The organism is Shigella sp. FC1544, assembly GCF_001722145.1.
In the GTDB taxonomy this organism is placed as follows: Bacteria; Pseudomonadota; Gammaproteobacteria; order Enterobacterales; family Enterobacteriaceae; genus Escherichia; species Escherichia coli.
On record NZ_MECT01000432.1, the window covers coordinates 1 to 24622 of the forward strand.

22 protein-coding genes, 4 pseudogenes and 1 riboswitch are annotated in these 24622 nt (G+C 51.7%); of the genes and pseudogenes, 16 read left to right on the forward strand and 10 right to left on the reverse strand.

The genetic code is table 11. The annotated features are described in order from the left end of the window. Positions 1 to 263, forward strand: a 263-nt coding sequence (locus BGK49_RS17610) for an IS1 family transposase (RefSeq protein WP_000317683.1), incomplete at its 5' end; no start/stop codon positions are given. A gap of 14 nt (positions 264 to 277) precedes the next feature. Here BGK49_RS17610 and BGK49_RS17615 read toward each other — a convergent pair. Both BGK49_RS17615 and ubiK read right to left on the reverse strand, forming a co-directional pair. Further along, positions 278 to 586: pseudogene (locus tag BGK49_RS17615) on the reverse strand (fimbrial-like protein); the annotation flags it as partial. A 283-nt stretch (positions 587 to 869) separates the two neighbouring features. Continuing rightward, a complete protein-coding gene (gene ubiK / locus BGK49_RS17620) occupies positions 870 to 1160 on the reverse strand; it encodes a ubiquinone biosynthesis accessory factor UbiK (RefSeq protein WP_001297598.1) in 291 nt (96 codons plus the stop codon). 121 nt (positions 1161 to 1281) lie between these two features. Further along, positions 1282 to 1430: riboswitch (FMN riboswitch) on the forward strand. 103 nt (positions 1431 to 1533) lie between these two features. On the opposite strand from ubiK, the gene ribB reads away from it, so the two are divergent. Further along, positions 1534 to 2187: a 3,4-dihydroxy-2-butanone-4-phosphate synthase gene (ribB, locus tag BGK49_RS17625; protein ID WP_001076982.1), complete on the forward strand. Its 654-nt coding sequence runs from the start codon at positions 1534 to 1536 to the stop codon at positions 2185 to 2187. A gap of 260 nt (positions 2188 to 2447) precedes the next feature. Beyond that, positions 2448 to 2618, forward strand: coding sequence for a protein YqiD (gene yqiD, locus BGK49_RS30225; protein ID WP_000469266.1), 171 nt, complete (start codon positions 2448 to 2450; stop codon positions 2616 to 2618). A gap of 57 nt (positions 2619 to 2675) precedes the next feature. On the opposite strand, the gene zupT is transcribed toward yqiD, so the two are convergent. Continuing rightward, the gene (gene zupT, locus BGK49_RS17635; protein ID WP_005026485.1) at positions 2676 to 3437 is read right to left on the reverse strand and encodes a zinc transporter ZupT; all 762 of its coding nucleotides are present in this window, start codon (positions 3435 to 3437) and stop codon (positions 2676 to 2678) included. A 142-nt stretch (positions 3438 to 3579) separates the two neighbouring features. Here zupT and ygiD point away from each other — a divergent pair, with 142 nt between their 5' ends. Next, a complete protein-coding gene (ygiD, locus tag BGK49_RS17640) occupies positions 3580 to 4368 on the forward strand; it encodes a 4,5-DOPA-extradiol-dioxygenase (protein ID WP_001299419.1) in 789 nt (262 codons plus the stop codon). Between the two features lie 37 nt (positions 4369 to 4405). Here the strand turns inward: ygiD and BGK49_RS17645 are convergent. The 3 genes and pseudogenes from BGK49_RS17645 to tolC all read right to left on the reverse strand — a co-directional run bounded on the left by BGK49_RS17645 (position 4406) and on the right by tolC (position 7870). After that, positions 4406 to 5565: pseudogene (locus BGK49_RS17645) on the reverse strand (glutathionylspermidine synthase family protein). A gap of 5 nt (positions 5566 to 5570) precedes the next feature. Further along, positions 5571 to 6242 (reverse strand): DUF1190 family protein, encoded by a 672-nt coding sequence (locus BGK49_RS17650; RefSeq protein WP_000831554.1) that lies wholly within the window; start codon positions 6240 to 6242, stop codon positions 5571 to 5573. 147 nt (positions 6243 to 6389) lie between these two features. Beyond that, positions 6390 to 7870, reverse strand: a pseudogene (gene tolC, locus BGK49_RS17660) (outer membrane channel protein TolC). A 204-nt stretch (positions 7871 to 8074) separates the two neighbouring features. Here tolC and nudF point away from each other — a divergent pair. Genes nudF through parE form a run of 5 tightly spaced genes read left to right on the forward strand, consistent with a single transcriptional unit; the run spans position 8075 to position 12481 of the window. After that, positions 8075 to 8704 carry an ADP-ribose diphosphatase gene (gene nudF / locus BGK49_RS17665; RefSeq protein WP_000917117.1) on the forward strand — a complete coding sequence of 210 codons (630 nt, stop codon included), beginning with the start codon at positions 8075 to 8077 and terminating at the stop codon, positions 8702 to 8704. Further along, entirely contained in the window at positions 8705 to 9127 is a 423-nt protein-coding gene (locus BGK49_RS17670; RefSeq protein ID WP_000833393.1) for a DUF1249 family protein, read from the forward strand. It begins immediately after the preceding gene. A gap of 24 nt (positions 9128 to 9151) precedes the next feature. After that, entirely contained in the window at positions 9152 to 9979 is an 828-nt protein-coding gene (gene cpdA, locus BGK49_RS17675; protein WP_000444747.1) for a 3',5'-cyclic-AMP phosphodiesterase, read from the forward strand. Beyond that, positions 9979 to 10560, forward strand: coding sequence for an esterase YqiA (yqiA, locus tag BGK49_RS17680; protein WP_000105733.1), 582 nt, complete (start codon positions 9979 to 9981; stop codon positions 10558 to 10560). The genes cpdA and yqiA overlap by 1 nt, the downstream gene beginning before the upstream one ends. Positions 10561 to 10588: 28 nt before the next feature. Then, a complete protein-coding gene (gene parE, locus BGK49_RS17685) occupies positions 10589 to 12481 on the forward strand; it encodes a DNA topoisomerase IV subunit B (protein ID WP_000195273.1) in 1893 nt (630 codons plus the stop codon). A gap of 47 nt (positions 12482 to 12528) precedes the next feature. Here parE and BGK49_RS17690 read toward each other — a convergent pair whose 3' ends face one another. The 4 genes from BGK49_RS17690 to qseB form a co-directional block, all read right to left on the reverse strand. Continuing rightward, positions 12529 to 12843, reverse strand: coding sequence for a putative quinol monooxygenase (locus BGK49_RS17690; RefSeq protein WP_000958598.1), 315 nt, complete (start codon positions 12841 to 12843; stop codon positions 12529 to 12531). 30 nt (positions 12844 to 12873) lie between these two features. After that, complete coding sequence (mdaB, locus tag BGK49_RS17695; protein ID WP_000065430.1) at positions 12874 to 13455, reverse strand: NADPH:quinone oxidoreductase MdaB; 582 nt, start codon at positions 13453 to 13455, stop codon at positions 12874 to 12876. 109 nt (positions 13456 to 13564) lie between these two features. Continuing rightward, on the reverse strand, positions 13565 to 14914 hold the full coding sequence (gene qseC / locus BGK49_RS17700; RefSeq protein ID WP_000673381.1) for a quorum sensing histidine kinase QseC: 1350 nt from the start codon (positions 14912 to 14914) through the stop codon (positions 13565 to 13567). Next, complete coding sequence (gene qseB / locus BGK49_RS17705; protein ID WP_001221493.1) at positions 14911 to 15570, reverse strand: quorum sensing response regulator transcription factor QseB; 660 nt, start codon at positions 15568 to 15570, stop codon at positions 14911 to 14913. Before qseB ends, qseC begins: the two co-directional genes overlap by 4 nt. A gap of 151 nt (positions 15571 to 15721) precedes the next feature. Here qseB and ygiW point away from each other — a divergent pair, with 151 nt between their 5' ends. From ygiW to BGK49_RS27945, 7 genes and pseudogenes are all read left to right on the forward strand, one after another. Beyond that, positions 15722 to 16114: an OB fold stress tolerance protein YgiW gene (gene ygiW, locus BGK49_RS17710; RefSeq protein WP_000712661.1), complete on the forward strand. Its 393-nt coding sequence runs from the start codon at positions 15722 to 15724 to the stop codon at positions 16112 to 16114. Between the two features lie 52 nt (positions 16115 to 16166). Then, a complete protein-coding gene (locus BGK49_RS17715; protein ID WP_000183511.1) occupies positions 16167 to 16649 on the forward strand; it encodes an AraC family transcriptional regulator in 483 nt (160 codons plus the stop codon). 545 nt (positions 16650 to 17194) lie between these two features. Continuing rightward, the gene (gene parC, locus BGK49_RS17725; protein ID WP_001281893.1) at positions 17195 to 19453 is read left to right on the forward strand and encodes a DNA topoisomerase IV subunit A; all 2259 of its coding nucleotides are present in this window, start codon (positions 17195 to 17197) and stop codon (positions 19451 to 19453) included. A gap of 232 nt (positions 19454 to 19685) precedes the next feature. After that, complete coding sequence (gene plsC, locus BGK49_RS17730) at positions 19686 to 20423, forward strand: 1-acylglycerol-3-phosphate O-acyltransferase (RefSeq protein ID WP_000965712.1); 738 nt, start codon at positions 19686 to 19688, stop codon at positions 20421 to 20423. Between the two features lie 74 nt (positions 20424 to 20497). After that, the gene (gene ftsP / locus BGK49_RS17735) at positions 20498 to 21910 is read left to right on the forward strand and encodes a cell division protein FtsP (RefSeq protein WP_000059381.1); all 1413 of its coding nucleotides are present in this window, start codon (positions 20498 to 20500) and stop codon (positions 21908 to 21910) included. A 110-nt stretch (positions 21911 to 22020) separates the two neighbouring features. Continuing rightward, positions 22021 to 24234: pseudogene (locus BGK49_RS17740) on the forward strand (YgiQ family radical SAM protein). A gap of 140 nt (positions 24235 to 24374) precedes the next feature. Next, positions 24375 to 24622, forward strand: a 248-nt coding sequence (locus BGK49_RS27945; RefSeq protein WP_146628136.1) for an IS1 family transposase, incomplete at its 3' end; no start/stop codon positions are given.

Here is a 24622-nt window from a genome sequence, read left to right on the forward strand (position 1 = left end):
CCACACTGGAGCGTCTTCTGAGCCTGCTGTCGGCCTTTGAGGTCGTGGTATGGATGACGGATGGCTGGCCGCTGTATGAATCACGCCTGAAGGGAAAGCTGCACGTTATCAGCAAGCGTTACACTCAGCGCATTGAGCGACATAATCTGAATCTGAGACAACATCTGGCAAGGCTGGGACGGAAGTCACTGTCGTTCTCAAAATCGGTGGAGCTGCATGACAAGGTCATCGGGCATTATCTGAACATAAAACACTATCAGTAAGTTGGAGTCATTACCGTCATAGTATTCGCTGTGGTGAAAGTAACCTTCGCTTTTGAATAAGTGGTTCCACCTTGGCTCAACATGCAGTCTTGCAGGTGAATAGTGAAAGGCTCAGCCAAAGATTTCTGGTCGCTTTTCAGAACGGTATCTGCTACTTCACCCAGATTTACAGTTAAGTCTTCGTCACCTGGTTTAATTGAACATGGAGCAGAGATAACTTCACCTTTAAATTTAACAATGCCGTGACCTTCGTCAGCAAATACGTTATTGGAAAGAATCATTGCTACGCCAGCAACAAGAAGTGACTTTTTAAAAGCAGACATAATATTCCTTTATATAAATATAAGTAGAAAATGAATGATTAGTAACTGTTATTTAAGGATTGCTAATCATTCAAATATTATATTTTACTTTTCGGGTTTTATGAAATTAGTTTATCTAAATATGGATTAAGTAAAACTTAAAAAAATACATAACAATTATATTTTCAATTGCACTCATTCATTTTTGTGATGATATTCTGAATGGAATTAAGCGATAAGGTAATAGAAAGCACTGTAAATTAGAAGATTAATTCATAATTTACAGTGCATTAAAGACAAATGTTTACAGCGTTGGGGGGAGAGTCTCTGGATCTGGCTGCTTTTTAATCTCAGTACTGCGATTTTCCAGTTCGCTCATTCTTTGTTCAAGCAGCGCCAGTTTCTCACGAGTCCGTAACAGGACTTGCGTTTGGACGTCGAACTCTTCACGGCTTACAAGGTCGAGGCGCGTCAGCTGAGCTTGTAGGGTTTGGCGGATTTTTTTCTCCACATCTTCCCCGAACTCCCTGATTCCTTTAGGCATTGATTCGTGAACCTGGCGAGCGATTTGCTCAATTTTTTTCGGGTCAATCATTGTAGTTTCCCTGTACTGATAGGTGTTGAGTACCATTGTAGTGCGATAAGGGTAAGTCATAAACCAGAATTATGTGAAGCTATGCGTTGCTGCCGCTAATCATTAGCGTTATAGTGAATCCGCTTATTCTCAGGGCGGGGCGAAATTCCCCACCGGCGGTAAATCAACTCAGTTGAAAGCCCGCGAGCGCTTTGGGTGCGAACTCAAAGGACAGCAGATCCGGTGTAATTCCGGGGCCGACGGTTAGAGTCCGGATGGGAGAGAGTAACGATTCTGTCGGGCATGGACCCGCTCACGTTATTTTGGCTATATGCCGCCACTCCTAAGACTGCCCTGATTCTGGTAAACATAATTTTAGTGAGGTTTTTTTACCATGAATCAGACGCTACTTTCCTCTTTTGGTACGCCTTTCGAACGTGTTGAAAATGCACTGGCTGCGCTGTGTGAAGGACGCGGTGTAATGGTGCTTGATGATGAAGACCGTGAAAACGAAGGCGATATGATCTTCCCGGCAGAAACCATGACCGTTGAGCAGATGGCGCTGACCATTCGCCACGGTAGCGGTATTGTTTGCCTGTGCATCACTGAAGATCGCCGTAAACAACTTGATCTGCCAATGATGGTAGAAAATAACACCAGCGCCTATGGCACCGGTTTTACCGTGACCATTGAAGCGGCTGAAGGTGTGACTACCGGTGTTTCTGCCGCTGATCGTATTACGACCGTTCGCGCAGCGATTGCCGATGGCGCAAAACCTTCTGATCTGAATCGCCCGGGCCACGTTTTCCCACTTCGCGCGCAGGCAGGTGGTGTACTGACGCGTGGCGGTCATACTGAAGCGACTATTGATTTGATGACGCTGGCAGGCTTTAAACCGGCTGGTGTGCTGTGTGAGCTGACTAATGACGATGGCACGATGGCGCGTGCACCAGAGTGCATTGAGTTTGCCAATAAACACAATATGGCGCTCGTGACTATTGAAGACCTGGTGGCATACCGTCAGGCACATGAGCGTAAAGCCAGCTGAAAACCGCTGCTTAATTACTGCCTTAATCAAGAAACCGAAGTTGTAGCTGGCTTCGGTTTTTATTTTGCCCTGCTATGCAAGATGTTAATTCCGCTTCTCTTTCTATGAGAAAATTTCATTAATATCAGGCATTCTTTTTCATTATGATCAAAATCATATAATTGTTCCGTTATTATGCGACCATATGAATATATCCGAAAAAGGATATGTGAAATTTATGCGCTAAATGTTTAGTATTGTTAAATATTAAGGGTAAAAGGATGTTTATCGCCTGGTACTGGATTGTATTGATTGCTCTGGTTGTGGTGGGTTATTTCCTGCATTTGAAACGTTATTGTCGGGCGTTTCGCCAGGACAGAGACGCACTGCTTGAAGCGCGGAACAAATACTTAAACAGTACGAGAGAAGAGACAGCCGAAAAGGTAGAATAAGGCTTTCGTGAAGCTGGCAGAAGTTGTCCATGTGCTGGACAACTTCTGATGTTGTTTTTAACCAATTCCCGCCGTTTGTAGCAGCACTAAACTGAATCCCATCACTGACATTCCACATAGTACGCCATTGCTGGGGTTATTATTAGGGTCAATCTCTTTGGCGAGCGGCATTAATTCATCAACCGAGAGCGCCACCATAATTCCTGCAACCGCCGCCATGACCACCGGGGAAATCATGCTACCGAGGATTAACCACGCCAGCACACCACCAAGAATTTCTGCTAGTCCAGAAATCCCCGCCCACAGAATCGCGGTGCGTTTAGACCCCGTTGCCGCATAAACCGGGCCTGCCACTGCCAGACCTTCAGGGATATTGTGCAACGCGACGGCCAGTGCGATGCCAAATCCCAGCTCCAGGTTGCTGCTCGCCGTGACAAAGGTGGCAATCCCTTCCGGGAAGTTATGCAGACTGATGCCGAGAGTGAGCAGAATGGCTGTGCGCTTGATCGATTTTGGCAACGGCTGCACCGATTTTTGCATTAAATCCTGCGGATGCGCATGCGGCAACATGCGGTCCAGGCCAAAGTAGCCAAGCAGACCGAAGATAAACATTCCATAACCCAACACAGGCGACATTCCTTCAGCTGCTAGTGCGGCAGGAAGCATTTCCATTAATGAGATGAGCAACATGATCCCCGCCGCAAAACCTAGCGAAAACGCCAGTAAGCGGTTCGAGGGTTTTTGTCCGAGAACGCCGAGAAACGCGCCAATAAACGTGGCTGCCCCCGCCAGTATGGTCAGAATGAGAGGTACTGACATCGACAACTCCTTATAAATCTTCACCTTCAGGCAGATCGTCAAAATAACTGATGATCATCATCATTGTTATCCGGGTTCTTACTCCGCCGAACAAGCGTATTGTGAGGATATCAAAATGACACCCTTAGTTAAGGATATCATCATGTCTTCAACACGTATGCCAGCATTGTTTTTAGGTCACGGTAGTCCGATGAACGTGCTGGAAGATAATTTGTATACCCGCAGCTGGCAGAAGTTGGGGATGACATTGCCACGCCCGCAAGCGATTGTGGTGGTTTCGGCTCACTGGTTTACCCGTGGAACAGGAGTGACCGCGATGGAGACGCCGCCCACGATTCATGACTTTGGTGGCTTCCCGCAGGCGCTGTACGATACGCATTATCCTGCTCCGGGTTCGCCTGTGCTGGCACAGCATCTGGTTGAGCTGTTAGCGCCGGTCCCGGTGACGCTGGATAAAGAAGCCTGGGGCTTTGACCACGGTTCCTGGGGCGTGCTGATTAAGATGTATCCTGACGCCGATATCCCGATGGTGCAGTTGAGTATCGACAGTAGCAAACCTGCCGCCTGGCATTTCGAAATGGGGCGCAAACTGGCAGCGCTGCGAGATGAAGGAATAATGTTGGTCGCCAGTGGCAACGTGGTGCATAACCTGCGTACAGTGAAGTGGCACGGTGATAGTTCACCATATCCTTGGGCGATGTCGTTTAATGAGTATGTGAAAGCGAATCTGACGTGGCAAGGGGCGGTAGAGCAGCATCCTCTGGTGAATTACCTCGACCATGAAGGTGGCGCGTTATCGAACCCAACGCCGGAGCACTATCTGCCGTTGTTGTATGTCTTAGGTGCGTGGGATGGGCAGGAGCCAATTACCATTCCGGTCGATGGTATAGAAATGGGCAGCCTGAGTATGCTGTCGGTGCAGATAGGTTAACAATTACCGGATGGCGAATGCCATCCGGCATCATTGATTACTCAACAAAAATATGTGGATAAAACCGAGACATATCCTGGGTGATCAATGCACGGTCTTCACGAATGCCAATTCCGGCGGGTTGATCGTTCACCAGCCAGCTACCAATCAGCATATAGCTGTCGCCGAATTTCGGTAACGGATGGAATTGCTGAACAATCATCCCTTCTTCGCCATACGGACCTTCCGCTGCTTCAATGGTTTTGCCGTTCTCAATGATCGACACGTTTGCGCCTTCACGGGAGAAGATCGGTTTAACCACATATTTTTCCATTTGCGGATGATCATCTTCCGCAAAATAAGCGGGCAGCAGGTTCGGGTGATTCGGGAACATCTCCCACAGTAGCGGTAGAAGCGCTTTGTTGGAGATAATGCTCTTCCACGCCGGTTCCAGCAGCGTACGCCTGCATCCTCCAGCTTGGTGGAGAACATCTCACGCAACATAAATTCCCATGGATACAGCTTGAACAGGTTGGAAATTACCTGATCCTGTAAATCCGTGAACTGACCTTTTTCACCTAACCCGATATCGTCAATGTAGAGGAACTCGGTAGCGATTTCAGCTTCCGTCGCGCAGTCCTGCAAATACTGAATGGTTCCGCGATCTTCCACCGTGTCGCGACAGCAGGTGAGATGCAGCAACTGGAAGCCATACTGTTCACGCAACTCGACAAAGCGATCGATTAGCTTTTCTTGCAGACTGTTAAACTGGTCGCTGCCCTCCGGCAAGTTACCGGCGTTAAGCTGATCTTCCAGCCAGATCCACTGAAAGAACGCCGCCTCGTATAGTGACGTTGGTGTATCGGCGTTATTTTCCAGCAGTTTAGGTTCGCCAGTGCCATCCCATGCCAGATCAAGACGCGAATAAAGCGATGGCTGGTGAGTCAGCCATGACTGACGCACAAAACTCCAGGTGTGTTTTGGAATGCGGAATTTGGTCATCAGCTCATCGCTGGCGATCACTTTTTCCACCACTTTCAGGCACATCTGGTGCAGTTCGGCGGTGACTTCTTCCAGCTTTTCAACCTGGGCGAGGGTCAACTTGTAGTAAGCATCTTCACACCAGTACGGCTCGCCGTACATGGTGTGAAAATTGAAACCGTATTCGTGGGCTTTTTCACGCCAGTCCGGGCGCTCGGTAATACTGACTCTTTCCATCGGTATCAGCCACCCATTGAACGAGAAGAGGTGCCGGTTGCGCTACGCTGCATAGTGCTTTGTTTGGCAACAGATTCACCAAAACCGCCACGGGTAACGGTAGTAGTGGTCGCCGGTTTTGGTGCCATGGCTGTCTTCGGTACGGTCATGGTGCGGCCTGGCTGGGCTGCGCCATAGTTTTTACCCGTCGCGTCGGTATATTTACCGTAAGCCGGGCTGGCTGGGTTTTTCGAGGAGAACAGCGGCTGCTGTGCAAATCCCGCGCCGCCGCCCATCAGACGCCCCATCATGTAACCGGCCATCAGCGGCATCCAGAAACTCCCGCTGGATTGCTGGGCCTGCGCCTGGTTTTCTGGTGCCATGCCAGCCTGGGCTGGTGCCTGCTGGCACTGACCTTCACCAAATTCAGCAACACAGTCTTCACGGGTGGCGTATTTCGGCGCAGTACGTTCGGCTTCTTTCAGCGCATTGTTGTACGCGGTGGTACATTCGGCGCTTTTGCCTGGGTTTGCAGCTGAACAGTCGTCAGCATTTTGATAGAGAGACACTGTTTCATCACTCTTTTCACAGCTAGCCAGCATAAAAACAGTGGCAACCGCGAGAGCGACTGGTGTCAGATGGCGTGCGCTCCAGTTTTTGCGGAACGATGCGTGGCGTATGGATTTTGTCCGTTTCATTTTTGTCTTCCGGGACCAGTGGTAAATACCCATCAGAATAGAGGATGGCTGGTCGAAATTGAAGCGAGAAGGGGGAAGAATGCGGCAGATAACCCGTATCTTTACGTTGTCTTACGTTCAGACGGGGCCGAAGCCCCGTCGTCGTCATCAGTTACGGAAAGGGTTATGACCGTTACTGGTGGTAGTGCGTGCGGATGTTTGCTGAACGACGGGTGCCGGGCTATCAGGCGCATAACCATCAGCAATAGCATTCTGTTCCGGCGTTTGCGGGGCAACGTTTTCCGGATTAGTGGAAACCGGTTTGCTCAGCGCATTGTTCAGTGCCAGCAGATCCTGCTCGTTCAACGTACCCAGGGCTGACTTAATATTCAGCTGATTAATCAGGTAGTTATAACGCGCATTTGCCAGCTCTTGCTTAGCGTTGTACAGCGTGGTGGTTGCATCCAACACATCAACAATGGTACGCGTACGACCGAGTAGCCCGCTTCCATCGCGTCTAATGAGCTTTGAGCGGAAACTACGGCTTGTTTGTAGGCGTTAATGCTACTGATAGATGCATTAATGTTGTTGAAGGAGGAACGTACGGTTTGCACGATGCTACGATGCGCGCTTTCCAGTTGCTCGCTGGCACCAACAAAGTTGTACTGGGCCTGTTTCACCTGCGAGTTAACCATTCCGCCCTGATAAATCGGCAGCGAGAAGCTCAGGCCCACTTTGTTCTGGCCCATATTGCTGTCGTCATACTGGGTACCAGCGGCACCACGAGTTTTCGAACCGCTATAAGAGGTGTCAGAAATCCCGGTAGAAGCCGTTAAATCCAGCGTCGGTAAGTGACCATCCTGCGCCTGGCGAATTTGCTCGCGCGCCAGGTCCTGGCTCAAGCGTGCCTGTAACAGCGACAGGTTGCGTTTTTCGGCTTCTTTCAGCAGCGCGTTAACCGGCTGTGGTTTGTCGGTTTTAAAGTTTTCGACATTCAGCGCCGCCAGTTCCGGATAGTAGTTACCGGTGATCTGGCGCAGCTGCTCTACCGCGTTATCAAGGTTATTACGTGCGGTCACTTCGTTCGCCAGCACGGTATCGTACTGCGCGCGGGCGTTCTGCACGTCGGTGATCGCTACCAGGCCCACGTTAAAACGTTGGGTGGTTTGATCTAATTGACGGTAGATCGCTTCTTTTTGTGCCTGTGTATAGGAAAGAACGTCAATAGCATTCAACACGTTGAAATAAGCGGTCGCGGTGTTGAGGATCAAGGTTTGCTGATCGGTCTGATATGTGACGTCCTGAATCCCTGCTGCTTTTTCCTGCAGCGTTAACGCACGCCATTTCGACATATCAAAAATGGATTGAGTTAACTGCAGGGACGCACTGGTCGCGTTCGAGTTGATGCCGTTCGCGTCGCGGTAGCCGTTGCTATAGGTGTAATCTGCACCTAAACCTAGCTGTGGCAGTAATGGACTGCGCGCTTCATTAATTTTTTCAAAGGCAGCATCACGATCGGCGGCAGACTTACGCAATTCCGGGTTACTAAGGCGTGCTTGCTGATAAACTTGCATCAGGTTCTCGGCCTGGCTCAACGAACTGAACCCAGAAAGGCTCAGGCCGATAAGAATGGGGAGCAATTTCTTCATTTGCATTCCTTGTGGTGAAGCAGTATTTAGCGCGATCAAACTGTAAAATTATTGCGGATTCTAGCAGAAGCCGCTACCGCAAAAGGTTGGCGTTACGTGCCATAGGGCGTTAATGTGCCTCAATTTAACACATGACTGCTCAAACGGCAGTCAAACGTCGCTGAAATTCACATTTAATTCACTATTAGTGCCAGGACATTAACAATGCTTAAGCCAGACAACCTGCCCGTTACATTTGGCAAAAACGATGTAGAAATTATTGCACGAGAAACACTTTATCGCGGCTTTTTTTCATTAGATCTTTATAGATTTCGTCATCGTCTATTCAACGGGCAAATGAGTCATGAGGTGCGGCGGGAAATTTTTGAGCGCGGTCACGCCGCAGTCTTGCTACCCTTTGACCCAGTGCGTGATGAAGTTGTGCTGATTGAGCAGATTCGAATTGCCGCGTACGACACTAGCGAAACCCCCTGGCTACTGGAGATGGTTGCCGGGATGATTGAAGAGGGTGAAAGTGTGGAAGATGTTGCCCGTCGCGAAGCGATTGAAGAGGCGGGGCTGATAGTCAAACGGACCAAACCGGTGTTAAGTTTCCTGGCAAGCCCGGGGGGCACCAGTGAGCGTTCGTCAATTATGGTGGGCGAAGTGGACGCCACGACCGCAAGCGGTATTCATGGTCTGGCTGATGAAAACGAAGATATTCGCGTTCATGTGGTAAGCCGGGAACAGGCATACCAGTGGGTAGAAGAGGGGAAAATCGACAACGCAGCGTCGGTCATCGCTTTGCAATGGCTGCAGCTGCACCATCAAGCGTTAAAAAATGAGTGGGCATAAATGAAGCGTTACACACCTGACTTTCCTGAAATGATGCGCCTGTGCGAGATGAACTTTTCACAATTGCGCCGTTTGTTACCGCGCAATGACGCACCCGGCGAAACTGTAAGCTATCAGGTGGCAAACGCACAATATCGGCTGACGATTGTGGAATCGACCCGATACACTACCCTGGTGACAATAGAACAGACTGCGCCCGCGATCAGTTACTGGAGCCTTCCGTCAATGACGGTGCGTCTGTATCATGACGCGATGGTGGCTGAAGTGTGTTCAAGCCAGCAGATTTTTCGCTTCAAAGCGCGGTATGATTATCCTAATAAAAAGTTGCATCAACGCGACGAAAAGCATCAAATTAACCAGTTTTTAGCGGACTGGTTGCGATACTGTTTAGCACATGGAGCGATGGCGATTCCGGTTTACTAGCGTCGTGAAACCTAAGGACACCATTTGGAAAGCCTGTTAACCCTTCCTCTGGCTGGTGAGGCCAGAGTCAGGATTTTACAAATTACCGATACTCACCTGTTTGCACAAAAGCACGAAGCCCTGTTAGGGGTAAACACCTGGGAAAGCTACCAGGCTGTGCTGGAGGCGATTCGTCCACATCAGCACGAATTCGACCTGATTGTCGCGACAGGTGATTTAGCGCAGGATCAATCCTCTGCGGCCTATCAGCATTTCGCTGAAGGCATCGCAAGTTTTCGTGCGCCCTGCGTCTGGCTGCCGGGCAACCACGATTTCCAGCCCGCGATGTACAGCGCGTTACAGGATGCGGGTATCTCCCCGGCGAAGCGCGTGTTTATTGGTGAGCAATGGCAAATCCTGTTGCTGGATAGCCAGGTGTTTGGCGTGCCGCACGGTGAGCTGAGCGAGTTTCAGCTTGAGTGGCTGGAACGTAAACTGGCCGATGCGCCAGAACGCCATACGTTGCTGCTGCTGCATCATCATCCGCTACCTGCGGGTTGTAGTTGGCTCGATCAACACAGTCTGCGTAACGCGGGCGAACTGGATACCGTGCTGGCGAAGTTTCCGCACGTCAAATACTTGCTGTGCGGTCATATTCATCAGGAGCTGGATCTCGACTGGAACGGTCGCCGCCTGCTGGCAACGCCGTCGACCTGTGTGCAGTTTAAGCCGCACTGTTCCAACTTTACGCTGGATACCATCGCGCCCGGCTGGCGTACTCTCGAGTTACATGCTGATGGCACGCTGACCACCGAGGTGCATCGCCTGGCGGACACACGTTTCCAACCTGATACCGCTTCAGAAGGCTACTGATGTCTACGCTTCTTTATTTACACGGTTTCAACAGCTCGCCGCGCTCTGCAAAAGCGAGCTTGTTAAAAAACTGGCTGGCGGAACATCACCCTGACGTTGAGATGATCATTCCGCAGTTGCCGCCGTATCCTTCCGACGCGGCAGAGCTGCTGGAATCCATTGTCCTGGAACATGGCGGCGATTCGCTGGGTATTGTCGGTTCGTCACTGGGGGGATATTACGCCACCTGGTTGTCACAATGTTTTATGCTGCCCGCAGTGGTGGTAAACCCGGCGGTGCGCCCGTTTGAACTGCTGACGGACTATCTCGGTCAGAACGAGAACCCCTACACCGGGCAGCAATATGTGCTAGAGTCACGCCATATTTACGATCTTAAAGTCATGCAGATTGACCCGCTGGAAGCGCCGGATTTGATCTGGCTGCTGCAACAGACGGGAGATGAAGTGCTGGATTACCGCCAGGCGGTGGCGTACTACGCTTCCTGCCGCCAGACTGTCATAGAAGGCGGCAACCACGCATTCACGGGCTTCGAAGATTATTTCAACCCGATCGTCGATTTTCTTGGTCTGCACCATCTCTGACGATCAACTCGAATTACTAACTTAAACCATGACGCAAACTTATAACGCTGATGCCATTGAGGTACTCACCGGGCTTGAGCCGGTTCGCCGCCGTCCGGGGATGTATACCGATACCACTCGCCCTAACCATTTGGGGCAAGAAGTCATTGATAACAGTGTGGATGAAGCACTGGCGGGTCACGCAAAACGCGTGGACGTTATTTTACATGCTGACCAGTCGTTAGAAGTTATTGACGATGGGCGCGGGATGCCGGTGGATATTCACCCGGAAGAGGGTGTACCGGCGGTTGAACTGATTCTTTGCCGTCTGCATGCAGGCGGTAAATTCTCTAACAAAAATTACCAGTTCTCTGGCGGCCTGCATGGCGTGGGGATTTCGGTGGTTAACGCCCTGTCGAAGCGCGTAGAAGTTAACGTGCGCCGCGATGGTCAGATTTATAACATCGCCTTTGAAAATGGCGAAAAGGTGCAGGATTTACAGGTTGTCGGCACTTGCGGTAAACGCAATACCGGCACCAGCGTCCATTTCTGGCCGGATGAAACCTTCTTCGATAGCCCGCGTTTTTCTGTTTCACGCCTGACGCATGTGCTGAAAGCCAAAGCAGTACTGTGCCCCGGCGTTGAGATTACCTTTAAAGATGAGATCAACAACACCGAACAGCGCTGGTGCTATCAGGACGGTCTGAATGATTACCTGGCGGAAGCGGTAAACGGTTTACCGACGCTGCCAGAAAAACCGTTTATCGGTAATTTCGCTGGCGATACTGAAGCGGTGGACTGGGCGCTACTGTGGCTGCCGGAAGGCGGTGAACTGCTGACCGAAAGCTACGTCAACCTGATCCCAACGATGCAGGGCGGTACCCATGTTAATGGTCTGCGTCAGGGCCTGCTGGACGCGATGCGTGAGTTCTGTGAATACCGCAACATTCTGCCGCGCGGTGTAAAGCTGTCGGCGGAAGATATCTGGGATCGCTGCGCCTATGTGCTGTCAGTAAAAATGCAGGATCCGCAGTTTGCCGGGCAGACCAAAGAGCGTCTCTCTTCGCGTCAGTGCGCGGCATTCGTTTCTGGCGTGGTGAAAGATGCCTTTATCCTGTGGCTGAACCAGAACGTTCAGGCGGCGGAGTTGCTGGCAGAGATGGCGATTTCCAGCGCCCAGCGTCGTATGCGTGCGGCTAAAAAAGTGGTGCGTAAAAAGCTGACCAGCGGTCCGGCGCTGCCTGGCAAACTGGCTGACTGTACCGCGCAGGACCTTAACCGCACCGAACTGTTTCTTGTGGAAGGTGACTCCGCAGGCGGATCTGCCAAGCAGGCGCGCGATCGCGAATATCAGGCGATCATGCCACTGAAAGGTAAGATCCTTAACACCTGGGAAGTCTCTTCCGACGAAGTGCTGGCTTCGCAGGAAGTGCACGATATTTCGGTAGCGATCGGTATCGATCCTGACAGCGACGATTTGAGCCAGCTTCGTTACGGCAAGATCTGTATCCTGGCGGATGCTGACTCCGATGGTCTGCACATTGCCACGCTGCTCTGCGCTTTGTTTGTAAAACACTTCCGCGCGTTGGTGAAACACGGTCACGTTTACGTCGCACTGCCACCGCTCTACCGTATTGATCTCGGGAAAGAGGTTTATTACGCGCTGACGGAAGAAGAGAAAGAGGGCGTACTTGAGCAATTAAAACGCAAGAAAGGCAAGCCGAACGTCCAGCGTTTTAAAGGTCTGGGGGAAATGAACCCGATGCAATTGCGCGAAACCACGCTTGATCCGAACACTCGCCGTCTGATGCAGTTGACTATCGATGATGAAGACGATCAGCGTACTGACGCGATGATGGACATGCTACTGGCGAAGAAACGCTCGGAAGATCGCCGCAACTGGTTGCAAGAGAAAGGCGACATGGCGGAGATTGAGGTTTAAAGGAAAGAACATTGCCCGGTCAGGATGGCCGGGCAAACAAGGCAGGATTAAATCCCTGGCTGCAGAATACGAATATTCATCTCCAGCACGTCACCTTTTACGGCTTCGCTGTACGCCTTCATGTGCGGGGTTTGCAGATGCGCTTCAAGGTGCGCGATGCTTTCCCACTGCTCAATCATCACGATAGAATCCGGTGCCATAGACTGGAAACTCACGCCAGCAGCGCAATCCACCATTGGCGCATAGCCGTGGCAACCTTCTTCTTTCAGTACGGTTGGAACGATTTTAGCAAACTGATCCAATACCGCCTGACGGTGATGTTGACCAGGACGAGTACGGATTTCTGCGATTACGGTAAGCATGGTTAACTCCTTCTAAAGCCTGAGCTCTAGTTAACCAAAAATTTCCACAAGATGCTTGCGATATTCTTCAGTATAGCGGGGAACATCAGGCATTTTTATCACGTCATTAGCGATAAATGTCGGCAGCGGTTCCATGCCAAGGAATTGGTTTGCTTTATGGAACGGCAGATACACACCGTCGACGCCAACGCCGTGGAAGAATTGATCTTTTTCGGTGAAGGCTTCCATTGGTGCGTTCCAGGTCAGAGAAAGCATATATTTTTTGCCCTGTACCAGGCCGCCGGAACCGTATTTTTTTGACGGATCTTTGCGGGTACGGCCATCGCTGGCATACAGCGTCCCGTGACCTTCGGTGAATACATCATCAATGTATTTTTTCACTGTCCACGGCGCGCCCATCCACCAGCCTGGCATCTGCCAGATCACCACATCAGCCCAGAGAAAGTTTTGTACTTCCGCTTTGACATCGTAGTCGCTGTCGGCGCGAACGATGCGAACATCATGCCCGAGGTCGCGCAGTGTGCCATCCGCGACTTCGGTCAGGGTGTCATTCAGTTGACCATTGGAGTGGGCGAATTTTTTCGCGCCGTTGATAATCAGAATGTTGCTCATTTTTTAACCTCAAGGTGAGACGTTTGCCGACTATAGTACGTCACAGAGCGGTACGGTGAAATTAGCAAAATGTGCAAAGTCTTTTGCGAATTTAGCAAAAGTCTTACCCTTACCAGCTTACTTTCGCCTCAAATCCACCTTGTTCCGCATTCCCAAACTCAACATTCATGCCATGCAGCTTGGCGATTCGCTGGACAATCGATAGCCCAAGTCCACTGCCGGTAGCGGTTTGTCCGGGGGGGCGATAGAAGCGTTCGCCAATTCGCGCCAGTGCCTCTGGTGTCACACCGGGGCTGTTATCCCTCACGATGAAATTATCGGCATTCAGCGTGACGTCCACCACGCTGCCCTGTGGACTGTAACGCACGGCGTTATCCAGCAAATTTCGCACCAACAAACTTAGCAATAGCGGTTGTCCGGTGCGTTTGATGCCCTGGACATTGAGTGTCAGTCGCACGTCAATTTTCGCCTGCTGCGCCGTGTGGTAAATATCCATCACCGACGATTGCAGGAGATCTTCAAGCGGGATCTCCGCGACGTCCTGAAGGTTATCCAGTGAGTCCAGCCGCGATAGCGTGAGCAGTTGATCAACCAGACGAGTAGCGCGATCGATCCCGGAATGTAATTGGAGTAGTGCTTTTTTCCGCGCCTGCGGATCATCGTCAGAGAGCTGCGCAACTTCGGTTTGCACTTTCAGCGCTGTTAACGGGCTACGTAGTTCGTGAGCTGCATCGGAGGTAAAGCGTCGTTCTCGAACCATCATCGCATGTGTGCGGGCGAACAGTTGATTTAGCGACTCAACCAGTGGTCGCACTTCGCTGGGTACGCCAGTCGCGTTTAGTGGTTTTTCCGAGTCAGGGTCACGCATACGTAGTGCCAGCGCCAGTTTGTTCAGCGGCGCGAGTTCACGACCCAGTAGTACCATCATGATGATTAACATAATCGGCAGTGCGACCAGCCACGGGATCAATTGCCCGGCAACAATCGCCAGCGCCATGTCTTCACGGTATTCCCATTCCTGGCCAACAACGATGCGATATTTGCCATCAGGTGAGGTCATCCAGACAAAACGCCAAGGATCGTCTTCACCGACCAGTTGCCCGTCAGCAAAACCTTCCCGTTGATAGCTATAGGGAATATCTTCTCCGTTATCGCCATCATTAAGGACCATTCTGCCGTCGTGGGTAAAGATGGCAAAGGTCAGCGCATCGTCATCAACATGACCGTGTTTTAATTTATTTGGCGTCTGTGCCATGCGATCCGCCGCGTTGATTTCGTTGAGATCGAGCGTACTTAACCGCTTGGCAAACAGCATCAGTTGGGTGTCGAACAATTCATCGACGTTATCCGTTGTTTGTTTCCAGGCGACAAAGCTGGAAAGCAGCCAGGTCACCGAGGCCAGAATTAAAAAGATTAGCGTCAGCCTGACGCGCAGACTAAGACGTTGGGTAAATTTCATTTCTCACCTAATGTGTAGCCAATACCATGCACGGTACGAATAAAATCACTACCGAGTTTGCGTCGCAGATGATGCACATGCACTTCAACGGCATTACTGGTGACCTCTTCGTCCCAGGTATACAGTTTCTCTTCAATCAGTTTGCGCGGCAGTACCCGACCAGCGTTACGCATCAGTAATTCCAGCAGGGCAAATTCTTTTGGTTTCAGTGTTAAGGGTTCGCCAGCCAGCGTGGCGATACGTTTGCCGGGGTCGAGCATGACGTTACCGTGGCGCAGCTCGTTGCTGGCCTGGCCGTTGGTTCGGCGCATCAGAGCCTCCAGCCTGGCGGCGACTTCTATCAACGCAAAAGGTTTACACAGATAATCGTCAGCTCCCAGACGCAGCCCTTCTACACGTTCCGCTAACGCATCACGCGCGGTCAGGATCAGTACCGGCTCACGCTGACCTTTCTCTCGCCATTCGCGCAAAATATCGCGACCATCCATGCCTGGTAAGGTTAAATCCAGGATCACCGCATCATAAGGTGCGCTATAAAGCGCCTCTTTTCCCTGACGACCTTGTGTAAACCAGTCGACACTAAAACCCATTTTACTAAGGCCAGTTTTGATGCCGTCGCCAATCAGCATGTCATCTTCTATCAGTAAAATTCGCATTTTTTCATCCCTGCGATAACCGTATTTGCTGCCAGTAAACCGTGTTGTAACGCGCTCTGTACAGCATTAAATTTTATTTTTTTCCCTTAAGAAGTTGTTAAGGACTATCTTGTTAAATGCTCGGAAACAGACATTAAAGGGAGTAATAAACATGAAAAAATTCGCAGCAGTAATCGCAGTAATGGCCCTGTGCAGTGCACCGGTGATGGCAGCAGAGCAGGGCGGTTTTTCTGGCCCATCGGCAACGCAAAGTCAGGCCGGAGGATTCCAGAGGCCGAACGGCAGCGTAACGACTGTAGAAAGCGCAAAATCCCTGCGTGACGACACCTGGGTAACCCTGCGCGGCAATATCGTTGAACGCATCTCTGACGATCTCTACGTGTTTAAAGATGCCAGCGGTACTATCAATGTTGATATCGACCACAAACGCTGGAACGGTGTGACGGTGACGCCGAAAGATACGGTTGAGATTCAGGGGGAAGTCGATAAAGACTGGAATTCTGTTGAAATTGACGTCAAACAGATCCGCAAAGTAAATCCGTAATTGTTACCGCTCCCGGGACGCGTTCCCGGGAATAATTTCGCAGGGAGGCAAAATGACAAACCTGACACTGGATGTAAACATTATCGATTTCCCATCAATCCCTGTGGCGATGTTGCCGCACCGCTGTAGCCCTGAGTTGCTCAACTACAGTGTGGCGAAATTTATCATGTGGCGTAAAGAGACGGGGCTTTCTCCTGTTAACCAAAGCCAGACTTTTGGCGTCGCCTGGGACGACCCTGCCACCACCGCACCGAAAGCGTTTCGCTTTGATATCTGCGGCAGCGTTAGCGAACCGATTCCCGATAATCGTTATGGTGTGAGCAATGGTGAACTTACCGGTGGACGTTATGCCGTGGCCCGCCACGTTGGCGAGCTGGACGATATTTCACACACGGTATGGGGCATCATTCGCCACTGGCTGCCTGCAAGCGGCGAGAAAATGCGTAAAGCACCGATTCTGTTTCACTACACCAATCTTGCCGAAGGTATGACAGAACAGCGACTGGAAACGGATGTTTATGTGCCGTTAGCGTGATGGGGAATCTTTACCGGAGTGTGAGCCAAATCACTCGCGATAAGTTTGAGCGAACAATGCCACAGGCGTATTGTTGTTGGGCTTATAATTTCTCCGGTAAGGAATACCATGTATACGCGAAATTTATTATCCGGTGCGCCGTAAGCCGTCTCGGGGGTATCCATGAGCAAGCCGCACTTATGGCAGGAGGCGCGGGGCACTGGTGGAGACACAGCTAAACTGGGCTGAACCGTATACTTACAGTCGACTACTTTGATGCTTTAGGCTTCCCTGGACTCGCATAACCTCAACTTCTCGAATCGCCCGGAGCGGACCCCCATGCCGAGTGGTGTGGCATGGGCGCAACCTTGTGCTGCCCTCTATGCCGATCAAGTCTACAGCAAAGAGTTGTATATCAAGGCACATTGATGCCTTTATCGCCGTCGGAGCACGTCCGGCGGCGCTATTCACGCTGATCTCCTGTGACTCGACGCGGCAGATAATGTAGTATCTCCGGCAATATTGCCCCTTTGAAGGCTGGCGAATAAGTTGAGGAATCAGAATTAATGAGCGATATGGCAGAGCGCCTTGCGCTACATGAATTTACGGAAAACGCCTACTTAAACTACTCCATGTACGTGATCATGGACCGTGCGTTGCCGTTTATTGGCGATGGTCTTAAACCTGTTCAGCGCCGCATTGTGTATGCGATGTCTGAACTGGGCCTGAATGCCAGCGCCAAATTTAAAAAATCGGCCCGTACCGTCGGTGACGTACTGGGTAAATACCATCCGCACGGCGATAGCGCCTGTTATGAAGCGATGGTCCTGATGGCGCAGCCGTTCTCTTACCGTTATCCGCTGGTTGATGGTCAGGGGAACTGGGGCGCGCCGGACGATCCGAAATCGTTCGCGGCAATGCGTTACACCGAATCCCGGTTGTCGAAATATTCCGAGCTGCTATTGAGCGAGCTGGGGCAGGGGACGGCTGACTGGGTGCCAAACTTCGACGGCACTTTGCAGGAGCCGAAAATGCTGCCTGCCCGTCTGCCAAACATTTTGCTTAACGGCACCACCGGTATTGCCGTCGGCATGGCGACCGATATTCCACCGCATAACCTGCGTGAAGTAGCTCAGGCGGCAATCGCATTAATCGACCAGCCGAAAACCACGCTCGATCAGCTGCTGGATATCGTGCAGGGGCCGGATTATCCGACTGAAGCGGAAATTATCACTTCGCGCGCCGAGATCCGTAAAATCTACGAGAACGGACGTGGTTCAGTGCGTATGCGCGCGGTGTGGAAGAAAGAAGATGGCGCGGTGGTTATCAGCGCATTGCCGCATCAGGTTTCAGGTGCGCGCGTACTGGAGCAAATTGCTGCGCAAATGCGCAACAAAAAGCTGCCGATGGTTGACGATCTGCGCGATGAATCTGACCACGAGAACCCGACCCGTCTGGTGATTGTGCCGCGTTCCAACCGCGTGGATATGGATCAGGTGATGAACCACCTCTTCGCTACCACCGATCTGGAAAAGAGCTATCGCATTAACCTCAATATGATCGGTCTGGATGGTCGTCCGGCGGTGAAAAACCTGCTGGAAATCCTCTCCGAATGGCTGGTGTTCCGTCGCGATACCGTGCGCCGCCGACTGAACTATCGTCTGGAGAAAGTCCTCAAGCGCCTGCATATCCTGGAAGGTTTGCTGGTGGCGTTTCTCAACATCGACGAAGTGATTGAGATCATTCGTAACGAAGATGAACCGAAACCGGCGCTGATGTCGCGGTTTGGCCTTACGGAAACCCAGGCGGAAGCGATCCTCGAACTGAAACTGCGTCATCTTGCCAAACTGGAAGAGATGAAGATTCGCGGTGAGCAGAGTGAGCTGGAAAAAGAGCGCGACCAGTTGCAGGGCATTTTGGTTTCCGAGCGTAAAATGAATAACCTGCTGAAGAAAGAACTGCAGGCAGACGCGCAAGCCTACGGTGACGATCGTCGTTCGCCGTTGCAGGAACGCGAAGAAGCGAAAGCGATGAGCGAGCACGACATGCTGCCGTCTGAACCTGTCACCATTGTGCTGTCGCAGATGGGCTGGGTACGCAGCGCTAAAGGCCATGATATCGACGCGCCGGGCCTGAATTATAAAGCGGGTGATAGCTTCAAAGCGGCGGTGAAAGGTAAGAGCAACCAACCGGTAGTGTTTGTTGATTCCACCGGTCGTAGCTATGCCATCGACCCGATTACGCTGCCGTCGGCGCGTGGTCAGGGCGAACCACTCACCGGCAAATTAACGTTGCCGCCTGGGGCGACCGTTGACCATATGCTGATGGAAAGCGACGATCAGAAACTGCTGATGGCTTCCGATGCGGGTTACGGTTTCGTCTGCACCTTTAACGATCTGGTGGCGCGTAACCGTGCAGGTAAGGCTTTGATCACCTTACCGGAAAATGCCCATGTTATGCCGCCGGTGGTGATTGAAGATGCTTCCGATATGCTGCTGGCAATCACTCAGGCAGGCCGTATGTTGATGTTCCCGGTAAGCGATCTGCCGCAGCTGTCGAAGGGCAAAGGCAACAAGATTATCAACATTCCATCGGCAGAAGCCGCGCGTGGAGAAGATGGTCTGGCGCAATTGTACGTTCTGCCGCCGCAAAGCACGCTGACCATTCATGTTGGGAAACGCAAAATTAAACTGCGCCCGGAAGAGTTACAGAAAGTCACTGGCGAACGTGGACGCCGCGGTACGTTGATGCGCGGTTTGCAGCGTATCGATCGTGTTGAGATCGACTCTCCTCGCCGTGCCAGCAGCGGTGATAGCGAAGAGTAATATGCCGGGGAGGGCCTGTTTCCTCCCGCTTGCAAGGAACGCCGGATGAAACGTTAAGTCGTCATCCGGCAGCGTATTCAACCCCCGGAAACGATAAAAATTCCCTTGAAACCGTTGTTTATTCATGCGTTGCGATTAACAATACGCTTTTCCAGAGAGCGGCTTTTAACAATGCCCTAACCTGATTTCAGGTGACGTACAATGCCAGTCTCTCAGACCTTCAGAGGTTGTTATGCTATATATCTTTCGTCTTATTATTACCGTGATTTACAGCATCTTAGTCTGTGTATTCGGCTCCATTTACTGCCTTTTCAGCCCGCGTAACCCGAAACATGTGGCCACCTTTGGGCATATGTTTGGCCGTCTTGCGCCGCTGTTCGGCCTGAAAGTTGAGTGCCGCAAACCTGCAGATGCTGAAAGCTACGGCAATGCTATCTATATCGCTAACCACCAGAACAACTATGACATGGTGACAGCATCGAACATTGTGCAACCGCCGACGGTGACGGTAGGTAAAAAGAGCTTGCTGTGGATCCCCTTCTTCGGGCAGTTGTACTGGTTAACCGGCAACTTATTGATCGACAGAAACAATCGCACTAAAGCTCACGGCACCATTGCGGAAGTCGTGAATCATTTCAAAAAACGCCGTATTTCCATCTGGATGTTCCCGGAAGGAACCCGCAGCCGTGGTCGCGGCCTGCTACCGTTCAAGACTGGAGCATTTCACGCGGCAATTGCGGCGGGCGTCCCGATTATTCCCGTGTGCGTCTCTACAACTTCGAATAAGATTAATCTTAATCGACTGCACAACGGTCTGGTGATTGTCGAAATGCTGCCGCCAATTGACGTCAGTCAGTATGGAAAAGATCAGGTTCGTGAGCTGGCTGCCCATTGTCGTTCGATAATGGAACAAAAAATCGCCGAGCTCGATAAAGAAGTCGCAGAACGCGAAGCCGCCGGAAAAGTTTAAGTCGGCAATCTGTATTTTTGCGGGGAACACTTTCCTGCACGGTATTACTTTACCCAGTTTTACATGGAGCAAATATGTCACTCAGTCGGCGTCAGTTCATTCAGGCATCGGGGATTGCACTTTGTGCCGGCGCTGTTCCCCTGAAGGCCAGCGCAGCCGGGCAACAGCAACCGCTACCCGTTCCGCCGCTACTTGAATCTCGCCGTGGGCAACCGCTGTTTATGACTGTACAACGTGCGCACTGGTCATTTACGCCAGGGACACGCGCGTCGGTCTGGGGAATCAATGGTCGTTACCTGGGGCCGACTATCCGCGTCTGGAAGGGCGACGATGTTAAGCTTATTTACAGCAACCGCCTGATAGAAAATGTCTCAATGACGGTGGCCGGGCTACAGGTACCAGGCCCGCTGATGGGCGGTCCGGCACGGATGATGTCGCCAAACGCTGACTGGGCACCCGTACTGCCCATTCGCCAGAACGCAGCTACTCTGTGGTATCACGCCAATACTCCCAACCGCACGGCTCAGCAGGTCTATAACGGCCTTGCCGGAATGTGGCTGGTGGAAGATGAAGTCAGCAAGTCGCTGCCTATCCCCAACCATTATGGTGTGGATGATTTTCCGGTCATTATCCAGGATAAACGGCTGGATAACTTTGGTACGCCAGAATACAACGAACCGGGAAGCGGCGGCTTTGTTGGTGATACGCTGCTGGTTAACGGTGTACAAAGCCCGTACGTTGAAGTCTCGCGTGGCTGGGTGCGCTTGCGACTGCTGAACGCGTCGAACTCTCGTCGCTATCAACTACAGATGAGCGATGGTCGCCCGTTACATGTGATTTCTGGCGATCAGGGATTCCTGCCTGCTCCTGTATCGGTGAAGCAACTTTCGTTGGCACCGGGCGAGCGCCGCGAGATTCTGGTGGATATGAGCAACGGTGATGAAGTGTCGATCACCTGTGGCGAAGCGGCGAGCATTGTTGATCGTATTCGTGGCTTCTTTGAGCCATCCAGCATTCTGGTTTCTACCCTGGTGCTAACGCTGCGCCCAACCGGCCTTCTGCCGCTGGTCACAGACAGTCTTCCGATGCGCTTGCTGCCAACTGAAATCATGGCCGGTTCGCCGATTCGCAGTCGCGATATCAGTCTGGGTGATGACCCGGGTATTAATGGACAACTGTGGGACGTCAACCGTATTGATGTCACCGCGCAGCAAGGAACGTGGGAACGCTGGACGGTACGCGCGGACGAGCCGCAAGCGTTCCATATTGAAGGCGTGATGTTCCAGATCCGTAACGTGAATGGTGCGATGCCGTTCCCGGAAGACAGAGGCTGGAAAGATACCGTTTGGGTTGACGGACAAGTGGAGCTGCTTGTTTATTTCGGTCAGCCTTCCTGGGCGCACTTCCCGTTCTACTTCAACAGTCAGACGCTGGAAATGGCGGACCGTGGCTCGATTGGGCAACTGTTAGTCAATCCGGTACCGTAATCTTCATACTCGCCCGAGGAGGGCGAGTATGGAATACTTTTCGATTTCTCTTTCGTTCCGGCTTATAATCCCCGGCCTTTGATTATTTTTTTATCATTTCTGGAAGCAAAATGAGCTCTATCTCCCTGATCCAACCGGATCGCGACCTGTTCTCCTGGCCGCAGTACTGGGCCGCCTGTTTTGGACCGGCACCGTTTTTGCCGATGTCTCGTGAAGAGATGGATCAACTTGGCTGGGATAGCTGCGACATCATTTTGGTTACTGGCGACGCGTATGTCGATCACCCAAGCTTCGGGATGGCGATTTGCGGTCGTATGCTGGAAGCGCAGGGCTTTCGCGTCGGGATCATCGCCCAGCCGGACTGGAGCAGCAAAGACGACTTTATGCGTCTGGGTAAACCGAATCTGTTTTTCGGTGTTACTGCTGGCAACATGGATTCGATGATCAACCGTTATACCGCCGATCGCCGTTTACGTCATGACGATGCCTACACGCCGGATAACGTCGCGGGTAAGCGCCCGGATCGCGCCACACTGGTTTATACCCAGCGTTGTAAAGAGGCGTGGAAAGATGTACCGGTGATCCTCGGCGGTATTGAGGCTAGTCTGCGTCGTACCGCACATTATGATTACTGGTCCGATACCGTGCGCCGTTCCGTGCTGGTGGATTCGAAAGCCGACATGCTGATGTTTGGTAACGGTGAGCGTCCGCTGGTGGAGGTGGCGCACCGTCTGGCGATGGGCGAGCCGATTAGTGAAATCCGCGATGTGCGTAATACCGCGATTATCGTGAAAGAGGCCCTGCCTGGCTGGAGCGGCGTGGATTCCACCCGTCTTGATACCCCTGGAAAAATCGACCCAATCCCGCATCCGTATGGTGAAGATTTGCCGTGCGCGGATAACAAACCGGTGGCACCGAAAAAGCAGGAAGCCAAAGCCGTAACCGTGCAGCCACCGCGCCCGAAACTGTGGGAAAAAACCTACGTGTTGCTGCCTTCTTTCGAGAAAGTGAAGGGCGATAAAGTGCTGTACGCCCATGCTTCGCGTATTCTGCACCACGAAACCAACCCAGGCTGTGCCCGCGCATTGATGCAAAAACACGGCGACCGCTATGTGTGGATCAACCCGCCTGCTATTCCGCTTTCTACCGAAGAGATGGACAGCGTTTTTGCGCTGCCATACAAGCGCGTGCCACATCCGGCCTATGGCAATGCCCGTATTCCGGCTTACGAAATGATCCGTTTTTCGGTCAACATTATGCGTGGCTGCTTTGGCGGCTGCTCTTTCTGTTCTATCACCGAGCACGAAGGGCGCATTATTCAGAGCCGTTCCGAAGATTCGATCATTAATGAGATCGAAGCGATCCGCGACACCGTTCCAGGTTTTACGGGCGTAATTTCCGATCTCGGTGGGCCAACTGCCAACATGTATATGTTGCGCTGCAAATCGCCACGCGCTGAGCAAACCTGCCGCCGTTTGTCGTGCGTTTATCCGGATATTTGTCCGCACATGGACACGAACCAACGATCAACCTCTATCGCCGTGCGCGTGATCTGAAAGGCATTAAAAAGATCCTGATTGCCTCTGGTGTGCGTTATGACATCGCCGTGGAAGATCCGCGCTATATCAAAGAACTGGCGACCCATCACGTCGGCGGTTATCTGAAGATTGCCCCGGAACATACCGAAGAAGGGCCGTTATCGAAGATGATGAAGCCGGGCATGGGCAGCTATGACCGCTTTAAAGAGCTGTTCGATACTTACTCAAAACAGGCAGGTAAAGAGCAGTATCTGATCCCCTATTTCATCTCCGCGCACCCCGGTACGCGTGATGAAGATATGGTGAATCTGGCGCTGTGGCTGAAAAAGCATCGTTTCCGTCTCGACCAGGTACAGAACTTCTACCCATCGCCGCTGGCGAACTCAACCACCATGTATTACACCGGGAAAAACTCGCTGGCGAAGATTGGTTATAAGAGTGAAGACGTCTTCGTACCGAAGGGCGACAAGCAGCGTCGTTTGCATAAAGCGTTGTTGCGTTACCACGATCCGGCAAACTGGCCGTTAATCCGCCAGGCGCTGGAAGCGATGGGTAAAAAGCATCTGATTGGTAGCCGTCGCGATTGCTTAGTGCCTGCGCCAACCATTGAAGAGATGCGTGAAGCTCGTCGCCAGAACCGCAATACCCGTCCGGCGTTGACGAAACATACGCCGATGGCGACCCAGCGTCAGACGCCTGCTACGGCAAAAAAAAGCGTCGTCTACGCAATCTCGTCCGGTGAATGCTGGTGCGAAGAAACGGCCTAAAGCGGCGGTTGGACGTTAAATTCGCTGTTCCCGGTAGCAGAATTGCTACCGGGGATATTACATCAGAATCTATCTCATTAGGCATTTATTTATATGCCGAAATGGGTAATGCTGCCAACTTACTGATTTAGTGTATGATGGTGATTTTAAGGTGCTTGCGTGGCTTCCATTTCCATCAGATGTCCTTCCTGCTCCGCTACTGAAGGCGTGGTGCGTAACGGCAAAAGCACTGCCGGACATCAGCGCTATCTCTGCTCTCATTGCCGTAAAACATGGCAACTACACACCGCCTCTCAGCCCGGTACGCACCAGAAAATCATTGATATGGCCATGAATGGCGTCGGATGTCGCGCCAGTGCACGCATTATGGGCGTTGGCCTCAACACGATTTTACGTCACTTAAAAAA

Bases quoted from the DNA above. Each gene is read 5' to 3' on its own strand.
- ubiK (WP_001297598.1), bottom strand. From the start codon at position 1,160: ATGATTGACCCGAAAAAAATTGAGCAAATCGCTCGCCAGGTTCACGAA.
- ribB (WP_001076982.1), top strand. From the start codon at position 1,534: ATGAATCAGACGCTACTTTCCTCTTTTGGTACGCCTTTCGAACGTGTT.
- yqiD (WP_000469266.1), top strand. From the start codon at position 2,448: ATGTTTATCGCCTGGTACTGGATTGTATTGATTGCTCTGGTTGTGGTG.
- zupT (WP_005026485.1), bottom strand. From the start codon at position 3,437: ATGTCAGTACCTCTCATTCTGACCATACTGGCGGGGGCAGCCACGTTT.
- ygiD (WP_001299419.1), top strand. From the start codon at position 3,580: ATGTCTTCAACACGTATGCCAGCATTGTTTTTAGGTCACGGTAGTCCG.
- BGK49_RS17650 (WP_000831554.1), bottom strand. From the start codon at position 6,242: ATGAAACGGACAAAATCCATACGCCACGCATCGTTCCGCAAAAACTGG.
- nudF (WP_000917117.1), top strand. From the start codon at position 8,075: ATGCTTAAGCCAGACAACCTGCCCGTTACATTTGGCAAAAACGATGTA.
- BGK49_RS17670 (WP_000833393.1), top strand. From the start codon at position 8,705: ATGAAGCGTTACACACCTGACTTTCCTGAAATGATGCGCCTGTGCGAG.
- yqiA (WP_000105733.1), top strand. From the start codon at position 9,979: ATGTCTACGCTTCTTTATTTACACGGTTTCAACAGCTCGCCGCGCTCT.
- parE (WP_000195273.1), top strand. From the start codon at position 10,589: ATGACGCAAACTTATAACGCTGATGCCATTGAGGTACTCACCGGGCTT.
- BGK49_RS17690 (WP_000958598.1), bottom strand. From the start codon at position 12,843: ATGCTTACCGTAATCGCAGAAATCCGTACTCGTCCTGGTCAACATCAC.
- mdaB (WP_000065430.1), bottom strand. From the start codon at position 13,455: ATGAGCAACATTCTGATTATCAACGGCGCGAAAAAATTCGCCCACTCC.
- qseC (WP_000673381.1), bottom strand. From the start codon at position 14,914: ATGAAATTTACCCAACGTCTTAGTCTGCGCGTCAGGCTGACGCTAATC.
- qseB (WP_001221493.1), bottom strand. From the start codon at position 15,570: ATGCGAATTTTACTGATAGAAGATGACATGCTGATTGGCGACGGCATC.
- ygiW (WP_000712661.1), top strand. From the start codon at position 15,722: ATGAAAAAATTCGCAGCAGTAATCGCAGTAATGGCCCTGTGCAGTGCA.
- BGK49_RS17715 (WP_000183511.1), top strand. From the start codon at position 16,167: ATGACAAACCTGACACTGGATGTAAACATTATCGATTTCCCATCAATC.
- parC (WP_001281893.1), top strand. From the start codon at position 17,195: ATGAGCGATATGGCAGAGCGCCTTGCGCTACATGAATTTACGGAAAAC.
- plsC (WP_000965712.1), top strand. From the start codon at position 19,686: ATGCTATATATCTTTCGTCTTATTATTACCGTGATTTACAGCATCTTA.
- ftsP (WP_000059381.1), top strand. From the start codon at position 20,498: ATGTCACTCAGTCGGCGTCAGTTCATTCAGGCATCGGGGATTGCACTT.